13 protein-coding genes are annotated in these 13,548 nt (G+C 67.7%); 4 read left to right on the top strand and 9 right to left on the bottom strand.

Going from position 1 to position 13,548, the window contains the following annotated elements:
* The first annotated feature begins 2 nt into the window (after positions 1-2).
* The 3 genes from ACQG07_RS08465 to ACQG07_RS08455 are packed head-to-tail and all read left to right on the top strand — an operon-like array spanning position 3 to position 3,600.
* Positions 3-848 (top strand): cytochrome bc1 complex diheme cytochrome c subunit, encoded by an 846-nt coding sequence (locus ACQG07_RS08465; RefSeq protein WP_064296976.1) that lies wholly within the window; start codon positions 3-5, stop codon positions 846-848.
* 35 nt (positions 849-883) lie between these two features.
* Positions 884-1,969, top strand: a complete 1,086-nt coding sequence (locus tag ACQG07_RS08460) for a cytochrome bc1 complex Rieske iron-sulfur subunit (RefSeq protein WP_085510950.1) — start codon at positions 884-886, stop codon at positions 1,967-1,969.
* Positions 1,966-3,600, top strand: a complete 1,635-nt coding sequence (locus tag ACQG07_RS08455) for a cytochrome bc1 complex cytochrome b subunit (protein ID WP_064296978.1) — start codon at positions 1,966-1,968, stop codon at positions 3,598-3,600. Before ACQG07_RS08460 ends, ACQG07_RS08455 begins: the two co-directional genes overlap by 4 nt.
* Before the next feature lie 723 nt (positions 3,601-4,323).
* Here the strand turns inward: ACQG07_RS08455 and ACQG07_RS08450 are convergent.
* The 6 genes from ACQG07_RS08450 to ACQG07_RS08425 form a co-directional block, all read right to left on the bottom strand.
* Positions 4,324-4,776, bottom strand: a complete 453-nt coding sequence (locus ACQG07_RS08450) for a GNAT family N-acetyltransferase (RefSeq protein WP_085510951.1) — start codon at positions 4,774-4,776, stop codon at positions 4,324-4,326.
* Complete coding sequence (locus tag ACQG07_RS08445) at positions 4,776-5,198, bottom strand: cytochrome c oxidase subunit 4 (protein ID WP_064296980.1); 423 nt, start codon at positions 5,196-5,198, stop codon at positions 4,776-4,778. Before ACQG07_RS08445 ends, ACQG07_RS08450 begins: the two co-directional genes overlap by 1 nt.
* A gap of 5 nt (positions 5,199-5,203) precedes the next feature.
* Entirely contained in the window at positions 5,204-6,931 is a 1,728-nt protein-coding gene (gene ctaD / locus ACQG07_RS08440) for an aa3-type cytochrome oxidase subunit I (protein ID WP_064296981.1), read from the bottom strand.
* The gene (coxB, locus tag ACQG07_RS08435) at positions 6,928-7,830 is read right to left on the bottom strand and encodes an aa3-type cytochrome oxidase subunit II (protein ID WP_079706003.1); all 903 of its coding nucleotides are present in this window, start codon (positions 7,828-7,830) and stop codon (positions 6,928-6,930) included. The genes ctaD and coxB overlap by 4 nt, the downstream gene beginning before the upstream one ends.
* 162 nt (positions 7,831-7,992) lie before the next feature.
* Entirely contained in the window at positions 7,993-8,358 is a 366-nt protein-coding gene (erpA, locus tag ACQG07_RS08430) for an iron-sulfur cluster insertion protein ErpA (RefSeq protein ID WP_064296983.1), read from the bottom strand.
* A gap of 106 nt (positions 8,359-8,464) precedes the next feature.
* Positions 8,465-9,910, bottom strand: a complete 1,446-nt coding sequence (locus ACQG07_RS08425) for a dipeptidase (protein WP_426738017.1) — start codon at positions 9,908-9,910, stop codon at positions 8,465-8,467.
* Positions 9,911-9,953: 43 nt separating this feature from the next.
* Here ACQG07_RS08425 and ACQG07_RS08420 point away from each other — a divergent pair, with 43 nt between their 5' ends.
* Positions 9,954-10,553: a DUF3043 domain-containing protein gene (locus tag ACQG07_RS08420; RefSeq protein WP_064296985.1), complete on the top strand. Its 600-nt coding sequence runs from the start codon at positions 9,954-9,956 to the stop codon at positions 10,551-10,553.
* A 69-nt stretch (positions 10,554-10,622) separates the two neighbouring features.
* Here the strand turns inward: ACQG07_RS08420 and ACQG07_RS08415 are convergent, their stop codons facing one another.
* From ACQG07_RS08415 to hisD, 3 genes are read right to left on the bottom strand one after another with little or no spacing between them, the layout of a single operon-like run.
* Positions 10,623-11,660: a quinone-dependent dihydroorotate dehydrogenase gene (locus ACQG07_RS08415; RefSeq protein ID WP_426738015.1), complete on the bottom strand. Its 1,038-nt coding sequence runs from the start codon at positions 11,658-11,660 to the stop codon at positions 10,623-10,625.
* Positions 11,661-11,663: 3 nt separating this feature from the next.
* Complete coding sequence (gene nrdR, locus ACQG07_RS08410; RefSeq protein ID WP_064296987.1) at positions 11,664-12,146, bottom strand: transcriptional regulator NrdR; 483 nt, start codon at positions 12,144-12,146, stop codon at positions 11,664-11,666.
* On the bottom strand, positions 12,146-13,516 hold the full coding sequence (hisD, locus tag ACQG07_RS08405) for a histidinol dehydrogenase (protein WP_274499978.1): 1,371 nt from the start codon (positions 13,514-13,516) through the stop codon (positions 12,146-12,148). Before hisD ends, nrdR begins: the two co-directional genes overlap by 1 nt.
* Positions 13,517-13,548 lie beyond the last annotated feature (32 nt).

The following is a 13,548-nucleotide window of genomic DNA, read 5'->3' as shown; positions in this document are numbered from 1 at the left end:
CCATGAAGACTGACCCCACCCAGACGACGACCACCAAGGCGTCCAAGAAGGCCGCCCGCGCCACGCGCAAGAGCGGCCGCCGCAGCCCGTTCGCCTCGGCGGCGCTGCTCGCGATCGGCCTCCTCGTGACCGGTGGCGCCTACGCAGCCGTCAGCGTCAGCACGGCCAGCGCAGAGCCCGTCGCCGCCGCCAAGTCGCAGGCCTCCGTCGACGAGGGCGAGAAGCTCTTCTCCGCGAACTGCGCCACCTGCCACGGCCTCGACATGCAGGGCACGACCGCCGGACCGAGCCTCCTCGGCGTCGGTGCCGCCGCCGTCGACTTCCAGGTCGGCACCGGCCGGATGCCGCTGCAGAACCAGGGCCCGCAGGCCCCGGAGAAGCCCGTGCAATTCACCGAGGAGCAGATCTCCTCCCTCGCGGCCTACGTCGCCTCGGTCGCACCCGGCCCGGAGATCCCCGAGGAGCAGTACCTCGACGGTGAGGGCGACGCCTCCAACGGCGCACAGCTCTTCCGCATCAACTGCGCGATGTGCCACAACGTCGCAGCCGCCGGTGGCGCCCTGACCGAGGGCAAGTACGCTCCCTCGCTCGTCGGCGTCAGCGCCGCCCACATCTACGAGGCCATGATCACCGGCCCGCAGAACATGCCCGTCTTCAACGACATGAACCTCTCCCCCGAGGACAAGCGCGACATCATCACCGCGCTCAAGTTCATGGAGAAGAACCCGTCACCGGGCGGCAACGACCTCGGCTCGCTCGGCCCCGTCTCCGAGGGCCTGTTCCTCTGGATCTTCGGCCTCGGCTCGATCGTGGCCCTCACCGTCTGGATCACCGCGAAGTCGAACTGACCGACGCGGATCGACAACACGTAAGAAGGAGCACCATGGCTCACGACAACTCGAGCGGCTCGGGTCACCCAGCCGCCGACTCGTCTGCCGATCCGTCCGCCCACGGGCAGGAGCTGCAGGTCGCGACCGGTACCGGGGTCATCTCCCGCGACGCCGTCGTCGACCCCGGCCTGCCTCCGCACCGGAAGCGCGTCACGGACCTCGACCCCAAGAAGGACAAGCGGGCCGAGCGCGCCGTCTACACCCTCTTCTACCTGTCGATCGCCGGCAGCGTCTGGGCGGTCGCCGCCTACATGGCGTTCCCGATCGAGCCCGAGGACATCGCCTCGGTCCGCCTGAACAACCTGTTCATCGGTCTCGGCATGGCGTTGGCCCTGCTCGCGATCGGTATCGGCGCCGTGCACTGGGGCAAGGCCCTCATGCACGACGAAGAGGGCATCGACTACCGTCACAAGGTCGGCGGCAACCAGGCCAGCCGCGATCGCGCGGTGGAGATCATGCACCAGGCGAACGTCGAGTCCGGCATCGGACGACGCGCGCTCATCCGCAACAGCCTCATCGGCTCCCTCATCGTCTTCCCGCTCCCGGGCATCGCGCTGTTCCGCGGTCTCGCGCCGTACGACGAAGACCCCGTCGAGCTCATGCAGCACACGATGTGGAAGGAAGGCACGCGCCTCGCCCGTGACCCTTCCGGTACGCCCATCAAGGCGTCCGACGTGACCCTCGGCAGTGCGTTCCACGTGATCCCCGAGAACCTCCACGAGGCCGATCACGTCCTCAACGAGAAGGCGAAGGCGATCGTGCTGCTCATGCGGCTGAAGCCCGAAGACCTCGTCGAGGAGGAGTCCAAGAAGGACTGGTCCTACGACGGCATCGTCGCCTACTCCAAGGTGTGCACGCACGTCGGTTGCCCGGTCGCGCTCTACGAGCAGCAGACGCACCACCTCCTCTGCCCCTGCCACCAGTCGCAGTTCGATGTCACGAACCACTGCGCGGTCATCTTCGGACCGGCCGCCCGGCCGCTTCCGCAGCTGCCGATCACCGTCGACGACGAGGGCTACCTCGTCGCGCGGAGCGACTTCCACGAACCTGTCGGCCCGAGCTTCTGGGAGCGTCATTGAGCACCTCGACCGCAACACGCGCCCCTGAGCAGGCCAAGGCCGCTCCGGCGAAGAGCTCCGGTGGATTCACCGGCGCCGCAGCGAACTACCTCGAAGAGCGGACGTCCATCTCGGTCGCCGTCAAGGAGTTCGGCCGCAAGATCTTCCCCGACCACTGGTCGTTCCTCCTCGGCGAGGTGGCGCTCTACAGCTTCGTCATCATCCTGCTGTCGGGCTCCTTCCTCACCTTCTTCTTCCAGGCGTCGATGGCGGAGGTCCACTACGACGGGTCCTTCGTCCCGCTGAAGAACATCGAGATGTCCGTCGCCATGGCGTCGACGCTCGACATCTCCTTCGACATCCGCGGCGGCCTCCTGATGCGTCAGGTGCACCACTGGGCGGCCCTGCTGTTCGTGGCGTCCATCGGCCTGCACATGCTGCGCATCTTCTTCACCGGTGCGTTCCGCAAGCCGCGTGAGCTGAACTGGGTGATCGGTTTCGTCCTGTTCATCCTGGCCATGGCCGAGGGCTTCACCGGGTACTCGCTGCCCGACGACCTGCTCTCCGGTAACGGTCTGCGGATCATCGACGGCATGGTCAAGGGTCTGCCCATCATCGGCACGTGGACGACCTTCCTGCTCTTCGGCGGGGAGTTCCCGGGCACCGACATCGTCGGCCGCCTCTACACGCTCCACATCCTGCTCCTGCCGGCGCTGGTACTGCTCTTCATCGCCCTGCACCTGGTGTTCGTCGTCGTGCACAAGCACACGCAGTTCCCGGGCGCCGGTCGCACCGAGCAGAACGTGGTCGGATTCCCCGTCCTCCCCGTCTACGCGGCGAAGGCCGGTGGCTTCTTCTTCATCGTCTTCGGTGTCGTGATGCTCATCGCCTCGCTGTTCACGATCAACCCGATCTGGAACTACGGACCGTACGACCCCTCCCCGGTCTCGGCGGGTACGCAGCCTGACTGGTACATCGGGTTCGCCGACGGCGCGCTCCGACTGGTTCCGCCGCACCTCGAGTTCGTCCTCTGGGATCACACGTTCTCGTTCAACATCATCCTTCCCGTCCTCGTCCTGGGTCTGTTCATCGTCACGGTGTTCATCTACCCGTTCGTCGAGGCGTGGATCACGGGTGACAAGCGTGAGCACCACATCCTCGACCGTCCGCGCAACGCGCCGACCCGCACCGCCATCGGTGCTGCCGGTGTCACCTTCTACGCCGCCCTCTGGGCTGCTGCGAGCTCGGACATCATCGCCACGCACTTCAAGGTGACGATGGAGGGCGTGATCCACACGCTGCAGGCGATCCTCATCCTCGGACCGTTCATCGCCTACTTCATCGCGAAGCGCACCTGCCTGGCGCTGCAGAAGAAGGATCGCGAGATCCTCCTCCACGGCTACGAGACCGGGCGCATCGTCCGCCTCCCCGGTGGCGAGTTCATCGAGGTCCACGAGCCCGTCGACGAGTACGAGCGCTGGCGCCTCGCGAGCTACGACGACCACAAGCCGTTGATGATCCGTCCGAACGCCAAGGGCAAGATCACCGGTGTCCAGAAGGCTCGCGCCGCGATGTCCCGCTGGTTCTTCGAGGATCGGATCGCTCCGGTCACGAACACGGAGATCGAACGTTCCCACGGCGACCACCACTAGGCGGATCCTCTTGGAAAGCCCCGCAGTCCTCACGGACTGCGGGGCTTTCGTCATTGGGGGCGGGGATCGCCGAACTGCGCCGCGGCAAGACGCGTGCGACAGCGGACGTCCGTGCAGTCCCGCTCCCCCCTTCTCCGGGCGCCGAAGGCCGCTGCGGATGAGGTGAGCCCTTCGACACCCGCAGGGATCCGCGTTCGCTCACCGCGGTTCACCGGCATTCCTCTGCGAAAGCACACGATGGGAGCCGATCGACCGGCCCCGGGGGCGACGTTCCCGACCCAGGGTGATCGTGGCCGTACCGAGGAGACACCGGACTACGGCTGCCCTTCGACGGGCTCAGGGACCGGAATGCCTGCGCCAGAGCTCTTCGTACGCACCCTGAGTCCTCTGTGGGCGGCGCGCGCCCCCGACAGGCTCAGGGCCAGGTTCGCACTCTGCGCCAGGGGCTCTTCGATACGCACGCTGAGTCCTCTGGGCGGCGGTGTGCGCCCCTCGACAGCCTCAGAGACCGGGGGCCGCTCCCCTGGTCTATCAGACGTACGCAGGGGTCACCGGAGTACGGCTTCCACTGTGAGCAGCCTGGCCGGCCGGAAGGGTGACGGTCACGACCTTCGGGGGTGGTCCCCGCCATGCCGGCTGCTTGTTCTCCACGTCCAGGCGCGCACTGGAACACGAAAGAGCCCCCGAGCATGGCTCGGGGGCTCTTCGATGACAGCTTGGGGATCAGCCCAGCGGGAGGATCTTCTTGTAGAACTCCGCCGTCACGTTGTAGCCGAGACGACGGTAGAAGTCGCCGGCTCGAGAGGTGGACATCGTCAGCTGGCGCGCACCGCGCTCGACGGCGTAGTGCTCGTTCGCCTCCACCAGGGCCGAACCGATGCCGGCGCCGCGGGCGGTCTCGTCGACGACGAGCTCCTGCAGGTGGGCGGTCAGGCCGGCCGCGTGCAGCAGCCGGGACACCGTCATCAGGGTGTATCCAACGACACGATCCGATTCGTCGACCGCGACGTACAGCACGTTGGTCTCGTCTTCACGAGGGCGCATGACGTTGTTGTACGCAGCCATGAAGTCGTCCGCAGCAGGCGGGATGGACCCGGTGATCAGCTGGCCGGCCAGCGCGAAGACGGCTGAACGGTCGTCGGACTGACCACGGCGGATGCTGAACGAGGCGACCATCAGCGTGCGAAGTATCCGCGGTAGTACTCGTAGTTCCAACCGACGACCGCGATGACGACCAGCGGGATGCCGATGATCGCGATCCAGAACCCGACCGCCAGACCCAGCACGAGCAGACCGCACGCACCGGCGAGGATGATGGGCCACCAGCTCCACGGGCTGAAGTGCCCGATCTCCGGGTCGCCGTCGTCGATGTTGGCCGTGAGCGTGTCCTCGGGGAGCTCTGCGCCCTGGCTCTTGTGTACCCGGCTGAGGTAGAAGCCGAGGAAGGCGCTCAGGATCGCGGCGAGAGCCAGGGTGACCGTGCCGACCCATTCGACCCGGCCGTGCAGCGGGTCGACGAGCGACCACACGGTGTAGACCGCGCAGAGGAGGGCGCAGAACACCGTCAGGATCGTGAAGAGGATGATATTGGCGCGCATGGCGGCTACTTCACCTTTCCGGCGTCGATGTCGAGCGTGGGTGCGTCAGGCGCGTCCTTCGCGGGACCGACGCCGACCGGGATACCGACCTCGGGGTGGTGGAGGTCGAACGCCGGGCGCTCCGAGCGGATGCGCGGGATGGAGACGAAGTTGTGACGCGGCGGGGGCGAGCTGGTCGCCCACTCGAGCGATCCACCGTAACCCCACGGGTCGTCCTCGGTGACTCGCGGAGCCTTTCGGATCGTGATGTACACGTTCAGGAAGAAGGGCAGCAGCGAGATGGCGAGGATGAAGGAGCCCACGGTCGACAGCTGGTTCATCCAGGTGAAGCCGTCCTCGGGTGAGTACGTCGCGTAGCGGCGCGGGAACCCGATGACGCCCAACCAGTGCTGGATGAGGAACGTCGTGTGGAAGCCGATGAAGAGCAGCCAGAAGTGCCAGTAGCCGAGCTTCTCGTTGAGCATCTTGCCCGTCCACTTCGGCCACCAGAAGTAGAAGCCGGCGAACATGGCGAACACGACCGTGCCGAACACGACGTAGTGGAAGTGCGCCACGACGAAGTAGGAGTCGGAGACGTGGAAGTCGAGCGGCGGCGAAGCGAGGATGACACCGGTGAGCCCGCCGAAGACGAAGGTGATCAGGAAGCCGATCGACCAGAGCATCGGGGTCTCGAAAGTGACCGAACCGCGCCACATCGTCCCGAGCCAGTTGAAGATCTTCACACCGGTCGGAACCGCGATGAGCATCGTCATGAGGGCGAAGAACGGCAGGAGCACCGATCCGGTGACGTACATGTGGTGCGCCCACACGGTCACGGAGAGCGCAGCGATCGCGATCGTCGCGTAGATCAGGGTCTTGTAGCCGAAGATCGGCTTGCGGCTGAACACCGGGAAGATCTCGGACACGATGCCGAAGAACGGCAGCGCGATGATGTAGACCTCGGGGTGCCCGAAGAACCAGAACAGGTGCTGCCACAGGATGACACCGCCGTTGGCCGCGTCGTAGATGTGGGCGTCGAACACGCGGTCCGCTGCGAGGCCGAAGAGGGCCGCTGCGAGCACCGGGAACGCCATCAGGACGAGGATGGACGTCACGAGGACGTTCCACGTGAAGATCGGCATGCGGAACATCGTCATGCCGGGCGCGCGCATCGTGATGATCGTGGTGATGAAGTTGACACCACCGAGGATGGTCCCGAAGCCGCTGAGCGCCAGGCCGAGGACCCAGAGATTACCTCCGAGCCCTGGCGAGAACGTCGTACTCGACAGTGGCGCATAGGCGAACCAGCCGAAGGCGGCGGCACCCTGCGGGGTGAGGAAGCCACCGACGGCGATGAGGCTACCGAAGGCGTAGAGCCAGAACGCGAAGGCGTTCAGTCGCGGGAAGGCGACGTCCGGTGCGCCGATCTGCAGCGGCATGAGCGCGTTCGCGAACCCGGCGAAGAGCGGCGTCGCGAACATGAGGAGCATGATCGTGCCGTGCATCGTGAAGAGCTGGTTGTACTGCTCCTTGGTCTCCACGATCGTGCCGCCGGGCTCGAAGAGCTGGGCGCGGATGATGAGCGCCATCACGCCGCCGAGGCAGAAGAAGATGAACGAGGCGATCAGGTACATGTACCCGATGGTCTTGTGGTCGGTGGAGGTGATCCACTTGACCAGGATGTTGCCCTTGCGCTCGACCGAGGTGCGTCCGACGACGCTCGCCTGGCCTGCGGGAAGCGTGGTGGAGGTCATTCCCCGTCTCCGTGCTCTTCGAGACCTGCCGGCGCCTTGGTGCCGGGGAGGTTGCTGTTGCGATCGTATTCCGTGCCGTAGTCGCCGATGTTGCCCGACTCGGCCAGGTCTTCGAGGTGCTTGTCGTACTCGGCCTGCGAGACGACCTTCACGTTGAAGAGCATGAGCGAGTGGTACTCGCCACAGAGCTCGGCGCACTTGCCGGCGTACGTGCCCTCGCGCTCAGGGGTGAAGGACATGTAGTTCGTCTTGCCCGGGATCATGTCCTTCTTGTAGAGGAAGTCGATGACCCAGAAGGAGTGGATGACGTCGCGCGACTGCAGCGCGATCTTCACCGTCTTGCCGACGGGCAGGTAGAGCGTGGGGAGTGCGTCCTGGTCGATGACGCCACCGGGCTTCTCATCGGCCTGCACGCCTGCGGTCCAGACGTCCTGGCCGTTGACGGCCTCGTCGTACACGAAGTCCCATGCCCACTGCTTGGCGAAGACCTCGATGGCCACGTCGGGATCCTCGTACTGGGTCTCGATCGCGTTCTGATCGCGCGCCGTGAAGGCGAAGAAGCCGAGGACCAGGATGAGCGGGACGATCGTGTAGAAGATCTCGATCGGCATGTTGTACCGCAGCTGGACCGGGAGACCGGTCTGCCCCTTGCGGCGTCGGTACACGATGACGGCCCAGATGATGAGCCCCCACGTGATGACACCGACTGCGAGCAGCACCAGCCATGCCGTCACCCACAGGCCAGCGATGCGGTCCGTGTGGTTCGTGACGGGAGATTCGCCCTCGACGAATCCCGGCAGGTAACCATGCAGTTCCGCCTGCGTACAACCCGCCAGGACTATGGCGAGTGTGGCTGCGACCGGAATGGCAGCCCATCTGAGACGACGAGTCGAGCGCACCTCTGAAACCTTTCGAATACACACCTGTGGATCGCCCCCCAGTCTAGTGGGGATGGGCGGTGAACGCCGGACCATTCGCGTCCGCGGTGCGGGATCGTGACCGGAAAGACGAAGGGGAAACCACCCGGGACCGGGTAATTTCCCCTTCAGGAAGAATCTGGCTCAGTGGAAGCTGTCGCCGCAGGCGCAGCTGCCCTCGGCATTGGGGTTGTCGATGGTGAACCCCTGCTTCTGGATGGTGTCCTCGAAGTCGATCTTGGCGCCGTCGAGGTAGGGGACGCTCATCTTGTCGACGATGACTTCGACACCGTCGAAGTCGACCGTGGCGTCGCCGTCGAGCATGCGCTCGTCGAAGTACAGCTGGTAGATGAGGCCCGAGCACCCACCCGGCTGGACGGCCACGCGGAGACGGAGGTCGTCGCGACCCTCCTGCTCGAGGAGGCTCTTGACCTTCTGCGCCGCCGTGTCGGACAGGCCGACGCCGTGAGCCGCGTCGATCTTGGTCTCGGTCAGGATGGTGTCGCTCATGATGCTCCTCGCGAGGTCTGGCGGCGCCGGGTCGACGCCTGTGTGCGATTCTACCGCCTGCCGCGCCGGACGCACCCCGTGGTTCCGGCGGCGCGTCCGGCGCCGACTACGCGTCGGCGGACGGGCGGGGTGCGGCCGCCAGGCGAGCGAGGAGCACCGCCTCCGTGAGGATCGCCTTCTGGAAGACGCCGAGGTGCAGCGACTCGTTCGGGCTGTGGGCGCGCGAGTGCGGGTCCTCGACACCGGTGACGAGGATCTGGGCGTCCGGGAAGACCCGGACGAGGTCGGCGATGAACGGGATCGATCCGCCGACACCCGTCTCCACGGGCTCGACCTCCCAGGCGTCGGCCATGGCGCGCTTCGCCTCGGCGACGGCCCAACCGCTCGTGTCAACGAGGAACGGGCTCCCCTGGTCGACCTCGTCGATCGTCAGCTGTGCGCCGAACGGGCTGTTGGCGAGGAGGTGGGCCTCGAGTGCACGGTAGGCCTCGGCCGGATCTTGCCCGGGGGCGATCCGCGCACTGATGCGCACCGACACCTCCGGGATGAGCGTGTTCGAGGCGTTGGCCACCGACGGTGCGTCGATGCCCGTGACGGTGATCGCGGGCTGCGACCAGATCCGGCTGAGGATGGAGCCGCGTCCGATGGGCGAGACCCCCTCGGACAGACCTGACTCGGCGCGGAGCTGCGCCTCGTCGAACTCCGGGGTGACGGCGTCGTGCGAGGTGAGTCCGTCGACCGCCACCGAACCGTCGGCGTCCCACAGGGTCGCGAGCAGGGTGACCGTGGCCAGCATCGCGTCCGGCACCGCTCCCCCGAGCATCCCGGAGTGGGAGGCGTGGTCGAGGGTCTTCACGCGCAGCCGGAACGTGACGTTGCCGCGCAGACCGATCGTCAGCGCCGGCGTCCGCTCGTCCCAGTTGTCGCTGTCGGCGACGACGATCACGTCCGCCGCGAGGGTGTCGCGGTGCTCCTCCAGGAAGGAGCCGAAGGACCGCGAGCCGAACTCCTCCTCCCCCTCGATGAACAGTACGATCCCGAGGTCGAGATCGGAGCCGAGAACCTCGGTGACGGCTCGGATCGCGGCGATGTGGGACATGACGCCGGCCTTGTCGTCGGCCGCGCCCCGTCCGTAGATGCGGCCGTCGCGAACGGTCGGTTCGAACGGCGGCGAGTCCCACTTGTCGTCGCTTCCGGGGGGCTGGACGTCGTGGTGCGCGTAGAGCAGCACGGTCGGTCGGCCGTTCCGTGGTTCACGGCGGGCCAGCACGGCGGGCTGTCCGAGCTCCGCTCCGCCGTCGATGGCGGACCGGCGCACCGAGACCTCGTCGAAGACACCGAGACCGCGGGCGAGCGCCGCGACCGCTTCGGCACTCCGCGCCACCTCGGCCGCGTCGAACGCCGACCACGACACCGAGGGGATGCGGACCAGTGCCGACAGATCGGCGATCGACGACGGCAACGCACCGGCGACGGATTCGCGCAGCCGATCGAGGACTTCCTGGTCGTTGCGTGGGTCTTGGGTCGATTCCGTCGTGGTACCTGTCGTCATGCGAGTAATCTTAAGGGAATCCCCGAATCAAGGACGTTCCATCGTGGCCAAACAGCAGAGCACCCCGGCATCAGAGCCGATCGTCGAGACCGCAGCGCAGACGGCTGAGCGCCTCGCCCGCGGCGCCAAGGAGGCGAAGGGTCGACCGACCCCGTCCCGGGCGGAACGCGAGGCGCAGAACAAGCGTCCGCTCGTCCCCTCCGACCGCAAGGAGGCGTCGAAGGCGGCGAAGGCGCAGCAGGCCGAAGCACGGCGGCGGGCGCAGGCCGGCATGGCCGCCGGCGACGACAAGTTCCTCCCGGCACGCGAGCGCGGTCCGCAGAAGAAGTTCGTCCGCGACTACGTCGACGCCCGGTTCAACATCGGCGAGTTCATGATCCCGGTGATGTTCCTCGTGATCATCCTCACCTTCATGCCGGTGCCCGAGATCCAGGTCTACGGCATGCTCACCCTCTGGGTGTTCTTCATCATCGCGATCGCCGACTGCTTCTTCCTCGGCTTCCGCGTCCGGAAAGCGCTGCGGGCGAAGTTCGGGCAGGACGAGCGTGGCGTGCGCTGGTACGCCGCCATGCGCGCGCTGCAGCTGCGCCCGCTCCGTCTGCCGAAACCGCAGGTCAAGCGCGGCCAGTTCCCCAACAAGTAGTCCCACGAAACCGAACGCCCGCCGGTCCCAGACCGGCGGGCGTTCGTCGTCGACGGCGTGTGACGATGCTCAGCGGCCGGTTCGGGCCAGTCGGTCGAGCCCGCGGTTGATGTGCCGCGCCCAGAGCGGCCCACGGTAGAGGAACGCCGTGTAGCCCTGCACCAGCGTGGCTCCTGCGTCCAAGCGCTCCTGCACGTCTTCGGCAGTGTCGACGCCTCCGACCGAGATGACGCACAGCTCCGGGGGCACGATCGCCCGGAGCCGCCGCAGGACGTCGAGCGAGCGAGCCGCAAGCGGCGCACCGGACAGCCCACCGGCTCCGGCCGCCTCGACGATGGCGGGATCGGTGGCCAGGCCGTCGCGAGAGATGGTCGTGTTCGTCGCGATGACGCCGTCCAGGCCGAGTTCCACGACCAGCCCTGCGATGCGGTCGACCTCCGCATCGCTGAGGTCGGGTGCGATCTTGACGAGTAACGGCGTCGAACCGGCGGCGGCACGGACGGCCTCGAGCAGCGGTGCAAGCTGGTCGAGCTCCTGGAGGCCGCGAAGCCCCGGGGTGTTCGGCGAGCTGACGTTGACCACGAGGTAGTCGGCCACAGGCGCGAGGAGCGTCGCGCTCCGGACGTAGTCGGCCGTGGCGTCGGCGACGTCCACGACACGGCTCTTGCCGATGTTCACGCCGAGGACGGGTCGGCGGCTCACCCGCGCGGTCCGTTCGAGCCGACGCCTGGCCTGGTCGGCTCCCCCGTTGTTGAAGCCCATGCGGTTGACGACGGCCCGATCGGCGATGAGTCGGAACAATCGGGGCTTGGGATTGCCCGGCTGCGGGATCGCCGTGATCGTGCCCACCTCGACATGGCCGAACCCGAGGAGTCCGAGGCCGAGGACGCCCTTGCCGTCCTTGTCGAAGCCGGCGGCGACACCGAAGGGGGTCTCGAACCGCAGCCCCAGCGTCTCCACCGACTGGTCGAGTCGCGGTGCCGTCCAGCGCCTGATGACGGGGCCGAGGCCGGTGGCGGGAAGGGAGCGGATGACGTCGAAGGCCAGGTGGTGTGCGCGTTCGGGATCGAGCTTGGACAGCACCTGCGAGAAGAGGAGACGGTACACGGCTCAGAGCTCCTCGGACGGCACGGGGGCGGCACCGGAAGCGTGCTCGACGCGGAGCAGCGCGATCGCGGACTCGAAGTCGTCGAGCGATTCGAAGGCCTGGTAGACACTGGCGAAGCGGAGGTACGCGACCTCGTCCAACTCACGCAACGGCGCGAGGATCGCCAGACCGATGTCGTTCGCGTCGATCTGCGAGGCGCCGGTGGCGCGGATGGACTCCTCCACCCGCTGAGCCAGGACGGCGAGGTCGGAGTCCGTCACCGGGCGGCCCTGGCAGGCCTTGCGGACACCGCTCACGACCTTCTCCCGGCTGAAGGGCTCCACCACGCCGGAGCGCTTGATCACGCCGAGGCTCGAGGTCTCCATGGTGCTGAAGCGCCTTCCGCACTCGGGGCACTGGCGGCGTCGGCGGATGGCGAGTCCGTCGTCGCTGGTGCGCGAGTCGATCACACGGGAATCCGGGTGGCGGCAGAACGGGCAGTACATCAGCGGGCTCCCTCGGGGGTGGTGGGGGCGGTGGTGTCGTCCGCAGCACGGATCTCGGCATCGACGAGCCCGAAGCGGGCCGTCACCGCCTCGCCGTGCGCCGGCAGGTCCTCCGAGCCTGAGAGGGCGACGATGTGGGCCGAGACCTGACGGAGCGCCGGTTCGTCGTACCGGACGACCTGCTGCGGCCGGAGGAAGGTGAAGGCTCCGAGGCCCGAGGAAAACCGCGCCTGGCCGCCCGTCGGGAGGACGTGGTTCGACCCGGCCAGATAGTCGCCGAGGCTCACCGGGGTGTGGTCGCCGAGGAAGATCGCGCCGGCGTTGGTGATGGCGCCGAGGAGCGACTCCGGGTCGCGGGTCTGCACCTCGAGGTGCTCCGGCCCGTACGCGTTGCTGAACGCCACGGCCGCCTCGAGGTCGTCGACGAGCACGATGGCCGACTGCGGCCCGCCCAGGGCCTCGACGACGCGCGCTCCGTGACGGGTGCCTGCGGCGTACCGCTGCAGCCACTCCTCCACCGCGGTGGCGAGCGCCGCACTGTCGGTGACGAGCAACGATGCCGCCGCCTCGTCGTGTTCCGCCTGGCTCACGAGATCGGCTGCGACGAGCCGGGCATCGGCCCCGGCGTCCGCGATGACCAGGATCTCGGTGGTCCCGGCTTCGGCGTCGATCCCCACCTGCCCCTTCACGAGGCGCTTGGCGGCCGCCACGAAGATGTTGCCCGGGCCGGTCACGACGTCGACCGGGTCGAGGGCGAGGTCGGGTACTCCGTAGGCGAACGCACCGATCGCTCCGGCGCCGCCCATGGCGTAGACCTCGGTCACCCCGAGCAGCCCGGCGGCGCCGAGGATCGTCGGGTGGACGCGTCCGCCGAACTCGCGCTGCGGGGGCGAAGCGAGCGCCACGGAGCCGACGCCGGCCTCCTGGGCCGGTACGACGTTCATGACGACACTCGAGGGGTAGACGGCCTTCCCGCCCGGGACGTAGAGGCCGACACGGCCGACCGGGGCCCAGCGCTGCACGACGGTCGCGCCGTCGGCGAGCTCGGTCGTGCGCTCCGGCGGGACCTGCGCTCCCGTGGCGGTCCGGACCCGGTCGATGGCCTCCACGAGCGCGGCGCGCACGGCCGGCTCGAGCGCTGTGACGGCCGCGTCGATCTCGGCCTGTGGGACGCGGATCCGCTCGGGGCGTCCCCCGTCGAACCGGTCTGCCTGCGCCGAGAGCGCCTCGGAACCGCCCGCTCGGACGTCGTCGATCAGCGCCTGAGCGGCATGCGCTGCCGCGGTGATGTCGACGACGGGACGGGGCAGCATGTCCAGGAGCTCGGTGCGGCTCGGCCGCACTCCCCTGAGGTCAATGGTGGTGATCATGGCCGTCACAGCCTATCGTCCGCAGCGGTCCG

This window comes from Plantibacter sp. 2H11-2 (assembly GCF_050031945.1).
Taxonomy (GTDB): Bacteria; Actinomycetota; Actinomycetes; order Actinomycetales; family Microbacteriaceae; genus Plantibacter; species Plantibacter auratus.
Note: the sequence above shows the minus strand (reverse complement) of the source record. Positions and strands in the feature narration are given on the sequence as shown.